The organism is Agitococcus lubricus (assembly GCF_003051055.1).
Lineage (GTDB): Bacteria > Pseudomonadota > Gammaproteobacteria > Pseudomonadales > Moraxellaceae > Agitococcus > Agitococcus lubricus.
In genome coordinates this window covers 482,038-498,471 of record NZ_QAON01000001.1, presented here as the reverse complement: position 1 = coordinate 498,471, position 16,434 = coordinate 482,038, and the positions used below count along the sequence as shown (strand labels likewise).

Annotated in this window: 14 protein-coding genes; all 14 read right to left on the bottom strand. The window is 45.5% G+C overall.

Features of this window, described 5'->3' with window-relative positions; translation table 11 throughout:
* Window position 1 precedes the first annotated feature (1 nt).
* A complete protein-coding gene (nuoM, locus tag C8N29_RS02090; RefSeq protein ID WP_239986943.1) occupies window positions 2–1,558 on the bottom strand; it encodes an NADH-quinone oxidoreductase subunit M in 1,557 nt (518 codons plus the stop codon).
* Window positions 1,555–3,417 (bottom strand): NADH-quinone oxidoreductase subunit L, encoded by a 1,863-nt coding sequence (gene nuoL, locus C8N29_RS02085; protein ID WP_107864360.1) that lies wholly within the window; start codon window positions 3,415–3,417, stop codon window positions 1,555–1,557. Before nuoL ends, nuoM begins: the two co-directional genes overlap by 4 nt.
* Window positions 3,414–3,722: an NADH-quinone oxidoreductase subunit NuoK gene (gene nuoK, locus C8N29_RS02080; protein WP_107864359.1), complete on the bottom strand. Its 309-nt coding sequence runs from the start codon at window positions 3,720–3,722 to the stop codon at window positions 3,414–3,416. The genes nuoL and nuoK overlap by 4 nt, the downstream gene beginning before the upstream one ends.
* Window positions 3,723–3,916: 194 nt before the next feature.
* Complete coding sequence (nuoJ, locus tag C8N29_RS02075; protein ID WP_107864358.1) at window positions 3,917–4,411, bottom strand: NADH-quinone oxidoreductase subunit J; 495 nt, start codon at window positions 4,409–4,411, stop codon at window positions 3,917–3,919.
* 13 nt (window positions 4,412–4,424) lie between these two features.
* On the bottom strand, window positions 4,425–4,973 hold the full coding sequence (nuoI, locus tag C8N29_RS02070; RefSeq protein ID WP_107864357.1) for an NADH-quinone oxidoreductase subunit NuoI: 549 nt from the start codon (window positions 4,971–4,973) through the stop codon (window positions 4,425–4,427).
* A gap of 5 nt (window positions 4,974–4,978) precedes the next feature.
* The gene (gene nuoH, locus C8N29_RS02065; RefSeq protein WP_107864356.1) at window positions 4,979–5,971 is read right to left on the bottom strand and encodes an NADH-quinone oxidoreductase subunit NuoH; all 993 of its coding nucleotides are present in this window, start codon (window positions 5,969–5,971) and stop codon (window positions 4,979–4,981) included.
* Window positions 5,971–8,694, bottom strand: coding sequence for an NADH-quinone oxidoreductase subunit NuoG (nuoG, locus tag C8N29_RS02060; RefSeq protein WP_107864355.1), 2,724 nt, complete (start codon window positions 8,692–8,694; stop codon window positions 5,971–5,973). Before nuoG ends, nuoH begins: the two co-directional genes overlap by 1 nt.
* Before the next feature lie 6 nt (window positions 8,695–8,700).
* Complete coding sequence (gene nuoF, locus C8N29_RS02055; protein ID WP_107864354.1) at window positions 8,701–9,996, bottom strand: NADH-quinone oxidoreductase subunit NuoF; 1,296 nt, start codon at window positions 9,994–9,996, stop codon at window positions 8,701–8,703.
* Complete coding sequence (gene nuoE, locus C8N29_RS02050; protein WP_107864353.1) at window positions 9,993–10,502, bottom strand: NADH-quinone oxidoreductase subunit NuoE; 510 nt, start codon at window positions 10,500–10,502, stop codon at window positions 9,993–9,995. The genes nuoF and nuoE overlap by 4 nt, the downstream gene beginning before the upstream one ends.
* 97 nt (window positions 10,503–10,599) lie before the next feature.
* Window positions 10,600–12,363, bottom strand: coding sequence for an NADH-quinone oxidoreductase subunit C/D (gene nuoC, locus C8N29_RS02045; protein ID WP_107864352.1), 1,764 nt, complete (start codon window positions 12,361–12,363; stop codon window positions 10,600–10,602).
* Window positions 12,364–12,450: 87 nt separating this feature from the next.
* Window positions 12,451–13,122 (bottom strand): NuoB/complex I 20 kDa subunit family protein, encoded by a 672-nt coding sequence (locus C8N29_RS02040; protein ID WP_107864351.1) that lies wholly within the window; start codon window positions 13,120–13,122, stop codon window positions 12,451–12,453.
* Between the two features lie 10 nt (window positions 13,123–13,132).
* Window positions 13,133–13,549 carry an NADH-quinone oxidoreductase subunit A gene (locus C8N29_RS02035; RefSeq protein WP_107864350.1) on the bottom strand — a complete coding sequence of 139 codons (417 nt, stop codon included), beginning with the start codon at window positions 13,547–13,549 and terminating at the stop codon, window positions 13,133–13,135.
* 354 nt (window positions 13,550–13,903) lie between these two features.
* Window positions 13,904–14,893 carry a tRNA dihydrouridine synthase gene (locus C8N29_RS02030; RefSeq protein ID WP_107864349.1) on the bottom strand — a complete coding sequence of 330 codons (990 nt, stop codon included), beginning with the start codon at window positions 14,891–14,893 and terminating at the stop codon, window positions 13,904–13,906.
* A 43-nt stretch (window positions 14,894–14,936) separates the two neighbouring features.
* Window positions 14,937–16,295 (bottom strand): exosortase Q, encoded by a 1,359-nt coding sequence (xrtQ, locus tag C8N29_RS02025; RefSeq protein WP_107864348.1) that lies wholly within the window; start codon window positions 16,293–16,295, stop codon window positions 14,937–14,939.
* Window positions 16,296–16,434: the final 139 nt, after the last annotated feature.

Below are 16,434 nucleotides of genomic sequence, written 5' to 3'. Positions count from 1 at the left end.
CTCACGGAGCAATCGTCGGTGCTGTAGGCATGAGCGACGGCAAATATGCTTGCTGAATGCCAGACATAGCCCCATGCGAAACATTGAGCACAGGCTGTGGATATAAACCTAAGAACAATAAAATAGCGACTAGACTCACGACTAATCCAAGTTCACGACCAGATAAATCAGGTAATTGTTCTTCGGATTTACCTTTACCAAATAAAGCACGATGAATCATGATTAAGGAATATACCCCTGCCAAAATCAGGCTCGAGGTGGCAATGATGGTAATGACTGGCACAACCTTAAATGCCCCTAATAAAATCAGGAACTCGCCAACAAAGTTCGCGGTGCCTGGCATACCCAATAGTGCAGCGGCAAAAAACATTAACAGCGGTGGTAAATAGGTAAAACGTCCCCATAAACCGCCCATTTCGCGCAAGTCACGGGTATGTAAACGCTCATACAATTGGCCACATAAAATAAATAGGCCACCCGCACAAATCCCGTGTGCCAACATTTGAATCACTAAACCTTGCAGCGTGAGCAAATTGCCCGAATAAATCCCGATTAAAACAAAACCCATGTGCGAAATGCTGGTATACGCCACGAGACGTTTGATATCGGTTTGAGCAAAGGCAAGGAATGCCCCGTAGAAAATCCCAAAAATACCCAACCACATCGCAATCGGTGCAAACCATTGTGAGGCTTCAGGAAAGAAAGGTAAGGCAAAACGCAACAGACCGTAAGCAGCCGTTTTTAGCAAAATACCTGCTAAATCGACACTACCTGCCGTCGGTGCTTGTGCATGGGCATCAGGCAACCAAGAATGTACAGGCACAATCGGCAACTTCACCGCAAAGGCAATAAAGAAGGTCAACATCAAGACTTTTTGTAAGTCTAAACTCATGTATTGGTGTGCATTGAGTAGGTCGTGATAGTCAAAGGATAAATTACCTGTAGCTTGGTAATTGACTAACACTAAGGCCAACACCCCCACCAGCATAATTAAACCGCTGGCTTGGGTAAAAATAAAAAACTTGGTCGCAGCGTGAATACGGCTCTTGCCATCGGCGCCCTTGTGTCCCCATAAAGCAATCAAAAAGTAGATAGGAACTAACATCATCTCCCAAAAGAAGAAGAATAAGAACATATCAATCGCAAGGAACACCCCTATCACACCGCCTAAACTCCATAATAAGTTTAGATGGAAGAAGCCGACATGACGCTGAATTTCTGTCCAAGAACAGCCAACCGCCATCACGCCTAATAAACCTGTCAACAGCACCATTAACAGCGACAAACCATCTAAGGCTAAATGGATGCTCACACCTAAATGGGGAATCCATGTATAACGCTCTTCAAGTTGCCATTGTGGATGTGCGCCCACCGTTTGATTGGCTAAGCTATAGTCACCTTGCATCCACAACATGACGCCTAAGCCAAAAACAGCGGCCATACTAAATAAGGCAATCCAACGTGGAATGCCTGCACCTAAACGCTCGCCTAACCAACAGAGTAGGCCACCAATAAAAGGAATCAGAATGAGTGCCGATAAAATCATGGTTTGGCTTATCCTCTACTCATTTGCAAAAATAAAACCACACCCAGTATTAAAACGGCACCTAAGGCAACACTGGCTGCATACCAACGTAAACGACCATTTTCAGAGACAACCATGAGCTCATTACCTGCACGAACGGTACGAGGAATCAGGCCGATGATTTTGTCGATGACATCATGACGATTAATATGAGCAATAAATAAGAAAGGTTTGACAAATAACAGGTCGTATAACCAGTCAAAACCCCAGCCGCCCATCCACAAACGGGAGATGGCCTTACCAATAGAACTATTCGCTAACGCGGTTGGAATACGACGCTCACCCATAAATAAGGCAGCACCAATCGCTAAACCGACTAACCCTGTACCAATCGCTAAGATTTCAACAAAATGTTTGGTTTCTTCACTAATTGGACTGGCAAAAGCTGGCAATACACCTTCTAAAGGTTGATGAATAAAGGCACCTACGCCAGTAGATAACACCAATAACACCCCTAAAGGTAACCAGTAAGAAACGCCATGAATTTCATGGGCATGACCATTTTCTTTGCCGTGGAACACAATATAAATTAAGCGGAAGGTATAAATAGAGGTAAACAACGCACCTAATAATCCTGCCCAAAATAAATCGGTATGACCACTGGCGTAGGCTTGCAACAAAATCGCATCTTTACTGTAGAAACCTACCGTGATGAATGGGAACGCTGCCAATGCACCACCACCAATCAAGAAACAGGCATAGACAAACGGAATCTTTTTGTACAAACCGCCCATTTTGAAAATATTTTGCTCATGGTGACAGGCAATAATGACTGCCCCTGCGGATAAGAATAACAAGGCTTTGAAAAAGGCATGGGTCATTAAATGGAACACCGAAGCCTGCCATGCGCCTACCCCTAAAGCCAAAAACATATAACCAATTTGGCTCATGGTGGAATAAGCTAATACGCGTTTAATATCGGTTTGTACGAGAGCAGAGAAACCCGCTAAGACTAAAGTGACTGCTCCCACCACACCCACTAAGTGTAAAACGTCTGGGGTCATTAAGAATAAACCGTGGGTACGCGCAATTAAGTACACACCAGCCGTTACCATTGTCGCCGCATGAATCAAGGCCGACACAGGAGTTGGGCCTGCCATCGCATCCGCCAACCATGTTTGTAACGGTAATTGTGCCGATTTACCCACCGCACCGCCTAATAACATTAGGGTGGCAAAAACCAACATGGGGTCATTCATTTGCCAATGCTGTGGCGCAAGGCTAACAATTTGTTGAATATTCAACGTGCCTAATTCTTTGAATAAAATAAACAAACCAATGGCCATAAACACATCACCGACACGGGTAACGGTAAAGGCTTTAATGGCGGCTTCGCCATTGGCTTTATCGAAATAATAAAAACCAATCAACAAATAACTACATAAACCGACGCCTTCCCAACCTAAGTACAATAAGGCCAAGTTATCGCCTAATACCAATAACAACATACTGGCAACAAAGAGGTTCATATACGAGAAAAAGCGTTCAAAGCCTTTTTCACCACGCATGTACCACGAGGCGAACAGGTGAATAAAGAAACCTACACCCGTCACTACTCCCAACATGGTTAAGGATAAACCATCTAAATGTAAACCAAAGCTGGCGTTAAAATCCCCTACTTGCATCCATGTCCACAGAGTTTGAACATACGAGCCGCCTTGTGGGATATTTTGTAAAAAGTCGATACCGACATATAAGGTTGTTAAGGCCGATAAACCCATCGAGCCCACGCCAATCACCGCTGCCACGTTTTCGGATAAACGGGTGCGTAAGGTCGCCAATAGCAAAAAGCCAATTAGCGGAAAAACGAAGGTTAAATAAAGTAAGTTCATCCGCGCATCTCACTTGCCGCATCGATATCCAGCGAATGATGACGGCGATAAAACTGTAATAATATCGCCAAACCAATACTGGCTTCTGCCGCTGCCAAGGTCAGAATCAAAATAAACATAATTTGACCATCAGGTTGTGCCCAACGGCTACCCGCCACAATAAATGCTAGTGCGGCGGCATTCATCATGACTTCTAAACTCATCAACATAAAAAGGATGTTACGACGTACCATCACGCCGACTAATCCGAGTACAAAGAGCGTGGCCGCTAGTGCCAAACCGTGCTCCATGGGTATTGCTATCATACCTGTACCGCCTTTTTGCCTTGGCGCATCGCGCCATTTAATTTGAAATCTATTCGCTATTTACTGTATTGGTGTAGCCCGTATGCTAATACGGGATTGACAATAATTAGCTGTTTTAGGTATCTCTTTCCTGTATTACGCTACGCTGCATACAGGCTACTTTTCTCTCTTTTATTCGAAAGAAAAGCTAAGGTTTAATCTTCACGTTTGCCTAAGTGATAGGCGGCCACTAAGGCAGCCAATAACAAAACAGAGGCTAATTCGACCACCAACAAATAAGGGCCAAATAAGGCAATACCAACTGCTTTGGCATCTACCACCTGATAACCCGCTTGATGCAAGTCACCTTGGCTTAATAAATAGAGCATTTCTGCCAATAAGCCTGCGGTCAATACGCTAGGTAAAATCCACGCTTTAGGGCTCATCCATTGCTTTTCTTGGTTGACGGTATGCTGGCCTAAGTTGAGCATCATCACCACAAACACAAACAACACCATAATTGCGCCCGCATAGACAATCACTTCTAATGCGCCTGCAAACGGTGCGCCTAACATAAAGAAAATCATGGCCACCGCTAACAGGGACACAATCAAACTTAATAAGGCATGAACGGGGTTACTATTCGTGACCACGCGTATTGTCGACAAAATCGCAATCGCCGCGGCAATATAGAAAAATACAATTTCCATGCTTAACCTCGGCTTAGGGTAATAAACTTTTCACATCGACAGGGGTGGATTCGTTTTGGGCTTCGCCTTTAGCTTTGCCCGCAATCGCCATCCCTGAGACACGATAGAAGTTGTAATCTGGATTTTTACCGCCGCCCGAAATCAGTAAATGCTCTTTTTCGTAGACTAAATCTTGACGATTAAACTCGGCCATTTCAAAGTCGGGCGTGAGTTGAATGGCTGTGGTTGGGCAAGCCTCTTCACACATGCCACAAAAAATACAGCGTGAGAAGTTAATACGGAAAAACTCAGGATACCAACGACCATCTTCGGTTTCGGCTTTTTGCAAAGAAATACAACCGACAGGACAAGCCACTGCACACAAGTTACAGGCGACACAACGCTCTTCACCGTCTGGGTCGCGAGTTAAAACAATACGACCACGATAACGCGGCGGCAAATAGACTTTTTGTTCAGGATATTCAATGGTATCACGCTTACGAAAACCATGACTAAACACCATGACCATACTACGGACTTGTGTCCCTGCACCTTTGACAATAGAGACAATCTCTTTAATCATGGTTATTAGCCTCTCGCAATAATCACTGCACCCGTGACTAATAAGTTAATCAGGGTCACTGGCAAACAAAATAACCAACTAAACTTCATCACTTGGTCATAACGAGGACGCATTAAAGACCCCCGTACCAAGACAAATAACATGATGAAAAAGGCGGTTTTACCTGCAAACCAGAAAAAGGGTGGAATAAAATCTAAGAACGAAAATAAGGGCAACCAACCACCAAAAAATAAGGTAGTTAACAAGGCTGAAACTACAATCACGCCAATATACTCACCCACAAAGAACATGCCCCATTTCATGCCAGAATATTCGATGTGGTAACCGTCGGCGAGTTCTTGTTCGGCTTCGGGTTGGTCGAAGGGATGACGGTGGGTGATGGCAATGGCTGCAATAAAGAAGGTACAAAAACCGAAAAACTGTGGAATCACGTTCCAAACGGTACTTTGTGCTTCAACAATGTCACGCAAATTAAATGAGCCAGCCTGCGCAACGACCCCCATCAACGCTAAGCCCATAAAGACTTCATAACTCAGTGTTTGTGCGGAAGCACGTAAGCCCCCTAATAACGAGTATTTGTTATTGGATGACCACGCTGCAAACATGACCGAATACACCGCTAAACCAGCCATACCAAAAAAGAATAACAAACCAATGTTTAAGTCTGCCACACCCCATGTTGGGGTAATAGGTACTATCGCCATCGAGAGCAATAAGGTACCCATGGCGATTGCGGGTGCTAATCTAAAGGTTAATTTATCGGCAAAGGGCGGAGTCCAGTCTTCCTTAAAAAACATTTTCAGCATATCAGCCGCAATTTGGAACATGCCATAAGGGCCAACACGGTTAGGCCCCCAACGGTCTTGCCACCATGCTAATAAACGACGCTCAACAAAACTCAATAACGCCGCACTGACGACAGTCACTAATAAAATGACGACGGCTTTGGCAACCGCAATCAGAATGTCTAAAACGTCGGGCGTAAGCCAATCAAACATTATGCGCCCTCCCCTGTTACTGTCACCCATTCATTACCTTGAATGACAGGCATATTGGCTAAACCAATCGGGAAGCCGATTGTGCCTTCGGCCTGCGCTTCATCAATCCGCGCGGTTAATTTAAGCAATTTCATGTTTAAACCAACGATCACCGTTTGCTGCTCAGTGACACGCAAACGCTGAGCATCAGCGGCAGCTAAAGACACATAAGCCTGTTGTAATTGACTGGCCATAACAGGCGCGCGTGCAGATAATTCATCACTACCAAAAATATGATGAATCGGTTGCACTAAGAATTTATCGGCAACTGGTGTAAACGCCGCAGGAATGTTTTTGGCATAACCGCCCGCTTGACGTGGCACGTTATCAAACAAACGTACACCCGCATCACCTGAGCGTAAATGGCCACCCACTTCGTCTTGGAATTTGTTCCATGCTTGTGGTGAGTTCCAACCTGGTGCCCACGCAAACGCGGTTAACGCACCTGCGTTTTGTGTACCGACATAACCTTCCATTGAGAAGGCTAAAGCACTGTCTTGGTCTTGTGGCTGACGCGGTTCATGGACGCTGATGTTGGCACGCATTGCCGTACGACCACTATAACGACGTGGTTCACGCGCTAGTTTTAAGCCTTTAATACGGAAAGAAGCATCAGGTGCAGCGTCTTTAATCGCGGCTAAACTGGGCATACCCACCACTAAGCTATCAATCACTTCGTCTAGTTGTGTCCAGTTAATGTCTTTGGCTTCAATGCCTGTATGCAAGGCATGTAACCAACGCCAACCTTCTTTAATTTGCTGTTCGGGTTTGTAATAAGAGGCTTCGTAAACTTGGAAGAAACGCTGAGCGCGGCCTTCGTTGTTAACCACTGTGCCATCACCTTCGGCAAAACTGGCCGCTGACAAGACGATATGTGCTTTGTCAGTAGTTGCAGTTTGTTGATGGTCTAACACAATCACTTGTTTGGTGGCTTGTAAAGCGGCATCAACCACACCCGCAGGCAGACGACGATAGACATCGTTTTCGGCAATTACAACTACATCATAATGAGCTGCTTTTAAGCTCGCCAACGCGGTATCTAAATCTTGACCACCTAATAAACTAACACCCAAGCTATTCACTTCGGGAACCACTAAGCTAATGGCGGCTTTTTTGCCTTTGACTAATAACGCCTGAACAATGTTACTTGCCGCTAATAATAAGTCTTCGCTGGCTGCCGATGTGCCTGCCACCACTAAAGGTTGCTCAGCCGCTAATAAATCAGCGGCAATCTTTTTCGCCCAAGCTAAGGCTTCAACACTCATATTCGGCACAGCAGGCGCATTGTCATCAATGGCATGAGCCACGGCAAACCCCAAACGGGCTTGGTCGGGAATAGCGGCAAAACAGGTTTCTTGCGCGACATCATCTAAACGTGTGCCGCTTAAACTGGTGATATACAGCGGTGACAATTCATGCTGAGCAATATTTTTGACCGCAAATTGATGCCAATCACTGGTTTTACGCTCGGCAGCTAATTGCTCAGCTTTGTTTTTGATACTTTGACGTAAGGCTAAAGCAATACGTGGTGCGGTTTGGGTGACATCTTCGCCCAATACTAACACCGCATCTTTGTCTTCAATCGCACGTAAAGACGGCGTATCAACACCTTCGGTTTGTAAAATTTTGCTGACTAAAGCCACACGCGCTTGTTCAGCCGCGGTCATGCCTGTACTAAAGTTGGCTGTACCGACTAATTCGCGTAAGGCAAAGTTGGTTTCTAGGCTGGCGCGTGGTGAGCCAATACCTAAGACTTTTTTGCCTTTTAATTGAGCAATAGCAGTATCTAAGGCGTTATCAACGCTAGTAACGGCTAACGCTGCACCTTGACGAATCATCGGTTGACGCGGACGGTCTTCGCGGTTGACATAACCATAACCAAAACGACCACGGTCACATAAGAAATAATGGTTTACCGCACCGTTATAACGGTTTTCGATACGGCGTAATTCGCCATAACGCTCACCGGGACTGGTATTACAACCGACTGAACATTGTTGACAGACGCTGGGTGCAAATTGCATATCCCATTTACGGTTATAACGCTCGGAATGGGTTTTGTCGGTAAATACCCCTGTCGGGCAAACTTCGACTAAGTTACCCGAAAATTCACTTTGTAAAGTACCGCTTTCTGGACGACCAAAATAGACGTTATCATGTGCGCCATACACGCCCAAGTCTTCGCCACCTGCGTAGTCTTTGTAATAACGCACACAACGATAACAGGCAATACAGCGGTTCATTTCGTGGCTAACAAACGGCCCTAAATCTTGGTTTTGATGGGTACGTTTGGTAAAGCGATAACGGCGGCGGTCGTGACCTGTCATCACGGTCATATCTTGCAAATGACAGTGGCCACCTTCTTCACAGACGGGACAGTCGTGTGGGTGGTTAGTCATTAACCATTCCACCACACTGGCTCTAAACTCTTTGGCTTCGGCATCATCAATCGAAATAAAGGTGTTGTCTGTTGATGGCGTCATACACGACATCACCAAACGACCACGTTTATCTTCGGCATTGGCGTATTGTTTAACCGCACATTGACGGCAAGCACCGACGCTGCCTAAAGCAGGATGCCAACAAAAATAAGGAATGTCTAAACCTAAAGACAAACAGGCTTGAAGCAGGTTATCCGCACCGTCAACCTCATACTGTTTGCCATCTACATGAATCGTTGCCATGCTTGTTTACCCATTTACCGTAGCATCTTTGGCGATGCCTTGTTCAAATTCGGAACGGAAATATTTTAACGCGCTCATCAAGGGTTCCATCGCACCCGGTGCGTGGGCGCAGAAGGTTTTACCAATCCACAAATCACGCGTCAGTTTGCTTAACTGCTCAATATCTTCGGGACGACCTTCACCACGTTCTAAAGCGCGTAAGATTTTCACACCCCACGGCAAACCGTCACGACACGGCGTACACCAACCACAAGACTCTCGTGCAAAAAACTCTTCAAGATTACGCAATACCGAAATCATGTTTTGTTTGTCATCAACCACCATAATTAAGCCAGTCCCCATACGGCTGCCTGCTTTCATAATGGTGTCGTAATCCATGGCTAAATCGAGATGTTCGGGCATTAAAAAGTCAGTTGATGCCCCACCTGGTAACCAACACTTTAGGTTAAGGCCGTCTTTCATACCGCCTGCATGCACTTCTAACAATTCACGTGCGGTTGTGCCAATGGGTAACTCCCAAACGCCTGTACGTTTAGCACGACCAGAGACACCATATAATTTAGTGCCTGCATCGGGGCTTTTGCCTTCAGACAAACCTTTAAACCAGTCTGCACCACGCATAATGATGGGCGCGATGTTACATAAGGTCTCAACGTTGTTAACAATCGTGGGTTTACCCCATGCACCCGCAATTTGTGGGAACGGTGGTTTGGCGCGTGGATTAGCACGACGGCCTTCTAAAGAGTTAATTAATGCGGTTTCTTCACCACAAATATAACGCCCTGCACCTGTATGAACATATAAATCCATACTCCAACCCGAGCCTAAAATATTGTTACCTAAGTAACCTGCGGCTTTGGCTTGTTCAATCGCAGCATTTAAGCGGTCTGCCGCTAAAATATATTCGCCACGCAAGAAGATATAAGCGCGTGTTGCTTGAATGGCATAACCTGCCACAATCATCGCTTCCACTAATTGATGGGGTAACTTTTCCATCAATAAGCGGTCTTTGAAGGTACCTGGTTCCATTTCATCGGCGTTACAGACGAGGTATTTTACCCCTGCGTCTTCGCCCATCGGAATCAAGCTCCACTTTACGCCTGTGGGGAAGCCTGCACCGCCCCGTCCGCGTAAATTGGCATCTTTGACCAGTTTTTGTACGTCTTGTGGCGACATCTGTTTAATGGCTTTGTGGACTGCGGCATAACCTTCTAAAGACTCGTAAGTCTTAATATCGGTAATGGCCTCGCCATGCTGGAGTCGCCATGTTAATGGCCGAGTGTCGGCAGAAACCACTGTCATTGGTACTGCTCCAATAAAGAAGAAACTTGTTCAATGCTGACTGGCCCGTGGGTGTCTTCGTTAATCATTAACGTTGGCCCTTTGTCACAGTTACCTAAACAGCAAATCGGTAATAAGGTAAAACGGTTATCTGGCGTGGTTTGGCCATAGTCGATGTTTAATTGCTGTTTAATTTCGGCAATTAAATCTTCATAACCTGTTAAAAAACAACCGATACTGTCGCAAACCATAATCACGTTTCTGCCGACTGGTTTACGGAAAATCTTGTTATAAAACGTGGCAACGCCATCGACATCGGCAGCAGGGATTTTAATAATATCGGCAATGGCATAAATGGCACTGTCAGGTACCCAACCATGCTTTTTTTGCACAATTTTTAGCGCATCAATCGACGCCGCACGAGAATCTTCATAATGCTCTAGCGCGTGTTCAATATCGTGACGCTCTTGTTCGGACATCACATAACCGTCAGTAAATTTGGGACGGCGACTAGTACAAATAATCATTTTTCAAGCCTCTCTAAGAACTTACATACCCCCCTGCCTTTGGCATCCCCCCTTAATAAGGAGGGACTGAGGGGGGTACGATACGCAAGTTCAGCTCTTAACGGTCAACGTCAGCCATGACAAAGTCGATACTGGCTAAATAAGCAATCAAGTCTGGAATCATGCTGCCATTAATGACCGATGGAATTTGCTGTAAATGGGCAAAACTGGGTGTACGAATCCGCGTACGATAACTCATGGTGGCGTTATCACTGGTCAAATAATAACTATTGATACCTTTAGTGGCCTCAATCAATTGGCAGGCTTCACCTGCGGGCATGACTGGCCCCCATGACACACTCAAGAAGTGGGTAATCAAGGTTTCAATGTGTTGTAAGGTTTTTTCTTTGGGTGGTGGACAGGTTAACGGATGGTCAGCCTTATAATCACCCGCAGGCATATTTTCTAAACACTGCTTGATAATACGAATACTTTGACGCATTTCTTCGATACGCACCAAACAACGGTCGTAGGCATCACCGTTATGGGCAATCGGCACTTCAAAGTCAAAGTTTTCATAACCAGAGTATGGACGTGCTTTACGCAAATCGTAATCAATCCCTGTGGCACGTAAACCTGCGCCTGTCACACCCCATGCAATCGCTTGTTCGCTGTTGTATTGGGCAGTGCCAATGGTACGGGCACGCAAAATACCGTTTTTAATCGCAGCTTTGACGTATTCATCCAAACGCTTCGGCAACCACTCGACAAATTCACGCACCAATCTGTCCCAACCTTGCGGTAAATCGTGGGCAACACCACCAATACGGAACCATGCAGGGTGCATACGACCACCCGTAATCGCTTCGATAACATCGTAAGCCTTCATACGGTCGGTGAACATAAAGAAGATGGGCGTCATACCACCAACGTCTTGAATATATGTACCCAAGAACAATAAATGACTGGTAATACGGAAAAATTCCGCCATCATCACGCGAATAGTTTGTACGCGTGCAGGCACTTTAATCCCTGCCAACTTTTCAACGGCCAAGACATAGGGCAAGTTGTTCATTACCCCACCGAGGTAGTCGATACGGTCGGTATAAGGAATAAAACTATGCCATGACTGGCGTTCGGCCATTTTTTCTGCACCGCGATGGTGATAACCAATATCTGGTACACAATCAACGATTTCTTCACCGTCTAATTGCAAGACGATACGAAACGCACCATGCGCAGAAGGATGGTTAGGACCTAAGTTGAGGAACATAAAGTCCTCATCTTTGGTGCCACGTTTCATGCCCCACTCTTCAGGGTTAAAACGTAAGGCTTCTTGCTCAGCATCTTGTTTGGCGGCATCAAGCATGAACGGGTCAAATTCGGTCGCACGTGCTGGATAATCTTTGCGTAAAGGATGACCTGTCCATGTACGTGGCAACATAATACGTACTAACAGCGGATGGCCATCAAACTCAATACCAAATAAGTCCCAAACTTCACGCTCATACCAATTGGCATTTGGCCAAATATTAATGACGGACGGTACATGTAAGCTATCAGCAGATAATGCGACTTTAATGCGCACATCACTATTACGCTCAATAGAGAGTAAATGATAAAACACGCTAAAGTCAGCCGCAGGCAAACCATAACGATGTTGACGCAAACGCTCGTCCATCGCACTCAAGTCATACAACATACTGTATGGACGAGAAACGTGACGTAAAAAACGCAAGACTTCGACTAATTTATCACGCCCCACCCATAAGGTTGGCACATCATCTTTAGTCGCTTGCAGCACAAAAGTTTCGGCACCAAATTGGGCGTATAACTCACGCACCACTTCAGGCAACTGGGTATCAGCAGTATGTTCGGCCATCTATCAAATCATCACTAAAATTAAATTTTTTGCCTTCAGCCCAACACCCCCTCGCCCTTTGGGAGAGGGTTGACATGAAGGTATAGATTAAACTTGATCTGGCGTACGCAAGTTGGTGACTTGGATACGCTCCGCTTGTTTGACATCACGTTCAGCAGGCATGACAGGACGATATACGCCTTGGTCTCCGCCTACCCACGTTAAGGGACGACGTTCTTTGCCAATAGACTCTTGCAATAACATCAAGCCTTGTAAAAAGGCTTCAGGACGTGGTGGACAACCTGGAATATACAAATCGACGGGCAAAAACTTGTCGACACCTTGTACCACCGAATAAATATCGTACATACCACCCGAGTTAGCACAAGCGCCCATCGAAATGACCCATTTCGGCTCTAACATTTGCTCATATAAACGCTGTACAACTGGTGCCATTTTGACAAAACACGTACCTGCAACCACCATTAAGTCAGCTTGACGCGGTGACGCACGAATCACTTCGGCACCAAAACGGGCTAAGTCATGGGGTGCGGTGAAGGCAGTTGCCATTTCGACATAACAACAAGACAAACCGAAGTTATACGGCCATAAGGAGTTTTTACGACCCCAGTTGACGGCACCGTGTAGCATGTCTTCGAGTTTGCCCATAAAAATGTTTTTATGCACATGCTCTTCGAGTGGGTCACGGACAATTTCTTTGGTGCCAGGGTAACGCTGTTGCGGATTGTTTGGGTCAATACGCGTTAAGGTATAATCCATCGCTTAAGCCTCAGGAGAGTTGTTTACTGGGTTTAGCTTTACGGCGACGTGCTTCGGCAGTCCAATCTAATGCACCTAATTTCCAGATATAAACCAAGCCAGCTAACAAAACAAAGATAAAGATAGAAACTTCAATTAATCCAGCCCAACCACTTTCACGTACCGATACCGCCCACGCATACAAAAACAGGGCTTCAATATCAAAAATGACGAAAAACATGGCGATTAAATAGAATTTGGCAGAGAAACGCAGACGCGCACCGCCTGCTGGCACAATACCTGATTCAAATGGTTCGTTAGTGGCACGGCCTTTTGCACGTCCACCCAACCACACAGGAATCGCCAACATAAAGGCACAGATAAAGACAATACCAAAGATAAAAATGGCAAAAGACCAGTTATGCGCCATTGCATCAACAGGGGACATGCAGGGAACTCCTAGCACTCAAAGCGGGGATTCAATATTCATAGGCTATGCAGACTGTTTAATGTCATTTGACTCACAGGCGGCATATCCTGAATCTGTCTGTAACAACTTGGACGGAGACTGCACCTTTACGACACCCAAAAAGTGCGCTATATCTGTCAAAACGTCTGATGACTGTTTAATGACAGGCGCGGGCTATACTTTTTTCAGCCAGCTACCCTAGACTTATAGCCATTTAACTTGTCTAGTCTCTCGGTTCTGTTACATACAATTACATATATTCTACTACAGTTATGATTCTTTGTACTAGATGGTACGTTTAACTGTTTTGTCTATGACAGCCATATACTTTGTTTAAGTCGCTGGGCAGCCTGATGCCTGCAAGAGCCGATACAACGCACTATAAGACCGCTCTTTTTTAACTTGCTGAAAGAGCGTTTGTGCTTCTGGCCATGCTTGCAATAACATCCCCAACCATTGTTTATAACGGCCTACGGCACCTACTTCTGTCCATTTGTGTAAACTATCCAACCCGAGGGGATTAAGTATCGCGTGCTGCATGTGTTGTAAAAATTGTCTTTGCCAATCGACCAGCTCTGCCCACGTTAACTGAGATGATTCACCGCGCAAGGCGCGAATTAAATAAGGCTGGATTACTGCGGCTCGGCCAATCATCATATCAGTACATTGTGATTGTTGTTGGCATCGCTGAGCATTCGTTACCGAATCAATATCACCATTAGCAATCATGGGCAGTTTAACGTGTTGGCGAATGGTAGCTAATTCATGCCAATGGGCGGGAGGGCGATAGCCGTCAGCTTTGGTACGGGCATGAATCGTTAGCCAACTAGCCCCTGCACTCTCAATCGCTAAGGCGTTATCCACCATTTTTGAACGGTCATTGACACCCAAACGCATTTTGGCACTGACAGGAATCTGTTTAGGCACAGCCTTGCGTACCGCCAACACAATCTGATGGACTAAATCAGGCTCTTCTAATAACACCGCCCCGCCGCGATGTTGATTCACTGACTTGGCAGGACAACCAAAATTTAAGTCGATTGCAGGAGCACCCAATTCCACGACGCGTTGGGCATTTTCGGCTAAGAGTTGTGGGTCACTGCCTAATAGTTGAATATGGACAGGTGTACCACTGGCGGTTTTGCCACCTGTTAATAACTCGGGGCAATAATGGTAAAAAGCTTTAGGTAATAACAGTTGCTGCGTAATGCGAATAAACTCTGTCACACACCAATCAAAGCCTGTTTGACCTGCCATTTGCGTTAAAATATGGCGCATGTGAACGTCGGTTAATCCCTCCATGGGTGCAAGGATGATTTTCATGTAGCGACCAATCTGGATTAAAACCCGCGCAGTGTAGCAGCATTTATTGTTTGGCGACCATATTAACGCCTTCAGCAGTCGTTATTGCCCACCATACCCCTTGGCTATGGCCTAATTCTGCTTGCCAATACCAACTTGAGGTATCAGTAAAAACCTTGCCTTGTTTATCGACAATTCGTTCACAGACTCGGACTATTTGGCCTTGTTTAGTCGCATAAAAACACCGCCATACCCGTTGTTGATCATCATATTCTAATTGTTCGTGCTGAATGTAATAACCCAAGCCTTTATAACAATCACTGGCAGGATGCAGCATTCGTGTCGGTTGCTCGACATAACGCAACACAATTTGTCGTTGACCATCACTAAAACGACCAATATGCCCTGCAAAATTGGCGGCAAAACGATTTTCTACCACCGATAAGGCTAAGGGTTGTAAGGGCTTGCCATCCCATTGCTGTGGCCATTCGATATATTTAGGCTTGGCTTGTGTTGTTGCTGATTGTTTTGACCAAGACACCGCACCCGACAACATCATACACAGCATGACCAAAGGGAATAGCCATGCTGGACTGGCCAAGACCATTGATTTTTCTTGTTTTTCGGGAGTCGGCTGTTTGCTTAACAACCATGCCACCACACTACAAACCATGACCAAAATGACTAAACCCATACTTTGATGCAACGAATCGCTTAATCCTTGTGGCCGTGTTTCTAAAACCACCAAACACGTATTGCGAATAATATTGCCCAACAACACCAATACCCCTAATAACGGCCAACAACGCAAAAAATGCTTATCGGCTATTTGTCGATATAGGGCGATGACACAGGCAAAAAAATACACCATCCATGCCAGTTGTACGCCCGAACAAGGGGCATCAACCATCACCAATTGGCCATTAATGTGTAGATTTGTCCCTATTCTCTCAACGTGATTACCCCATAATTGTAAAATCCATGCGCTACATTGAGCAGTAATGACTCTTAATGGAAAGCCTGCATAAAACTGTAACGATGATAATAAGGGTAGACTTAACACTGCCAAGCCAAAAATCGGTAAATAAGGGCTATTTTGTGGCAAAAAAGCCGCTATTAGCATCGAAATTGCTAAAACTGCTAATAAAGAAGACAACAGTGGTGGCAACATTAACCATGCGCCACAAGCTGCCAATTGCAAAACAACCGCCATCAGCAAAAATCGTGTTTTTGGTGCTTGCCATGCGGATTGCTGAGTGATGAGTAACGCAGCCAAACTCAGCACGGCAATAACTCCCAACGGTTGGTCAGAACCATCTTGCATTCTGGCCGCTATCCATTGGCCTTGCGGCCATAAAGCCAGCAATTGACTAATCAAACACAGCCATAAACAAGCGGTTATGGATAGGCGATTATTAAACATGATGAACTTCTTTGTTGGGGACTGAGTAAATCATTTCGATTCAAAAAGATTATAAGAACGAGCGTCCGTCCCCCCTCTCGAGAGGGGATTTAGGGGTGTGTTAAGGCTAAAAACCGTGCTTTCTTGTCTGTTTTAACCC

What these genes read in the sequence shown, in the direction of transcription:
- nuoH (WP_107864356.1), bottom strand. Translation starts at nt 5,971, where the DNA reads ATGTTTGATTGGCTTACGCCCGACGTTTTAGACATTCTGATTGCGGTT.
- xrtQ (WP_107864348.1), bottom strand. Translation starts at nt 16,295, where the DNA reads ATGTTTAATAATCGCCTATCCATAACCGCTTGTTTATGGCTGTGTTTG.
- C8N29_RS02030 (WP_107864349.1), bottom strand. Translation starts at nt 14,893, where the DNA reads ATGAAAATCATCCTTGCACCCATGGAGGGATTAACCGACGTTCACATG.
- nuoG (WP_107864355.1), bottom strand. Translation starts at nt 8,694, where the DNA reads ATGGCAACGATTCATGTAGATGGCAAACAGTATGAGGTTGACGGTGCG.
- nuoE (WP_107864353.1), bottom strand. Translation starts at nt 10,502, where the DNA reads ATGATTATTTGTACTAGTCGCCGTCCCAAATTTACTGACGGTTATGTG.
- nuoI (WP_107864357.1), bottom strand. Translation starts at nt 4,973, where the DNA reads ATGATTAAAGAGATTGTCTCTATTGTCAAAGGTGCAGGGACACAAGTC.
- nuoF (WP_107864354.1), bottom strand. Translation starts at nt 9,996, where the DNA reads ATGACAGTGGTTTCTGCCGACACTCGGCCATTAACATGGCGACTCCAG.
- nuoJ (WP_107864358.1), bottom strand. Translation starts at nt 4,411, where the DNA reads ATGGAAATTGTATTTTTCTATATTGCCGCGGCGATTGCGATTTTGTCG.
- nuoK (WP_107864359.1), bottom strand. Translation starts at nt 3,722, where the DNA reads ATGATAGCAATACCCATGGAGCACGGTTTGGCACTAGCGGCCACGCTC.
- nuoC (WP_107864352.1), bottom strand. Translation starts at nt 12,363, where the DNA reads ATGGCCGAACATACTGCTGATACCCAGTTGCCTGAAGTGGTGCGTGAG.
- C8N29_RS02040 (WP_107864351.1), bottom strand. Translation starts at nt 13,122, where the DNA reads ATGGATTATACCTTAACGCGTATTGACCCAAACAATCCGCAACAGCGT.
- nuoL (WP_107864360.1), bottom strand. Translation starts at nt 3,417, where the DNA reads ATGAACTTACTTTATTTAACCTTCGTTTTTCCGCTAATTGGCTTTTTG.
- C8N29_RS02035 (WP_107864350.1), bottom strand. Translation starts at nt 13,549, where the DNA reads ATGTCCCCTGTTGATGCAATGGCGCATAACTGGTCTTTTGCCATTTTT.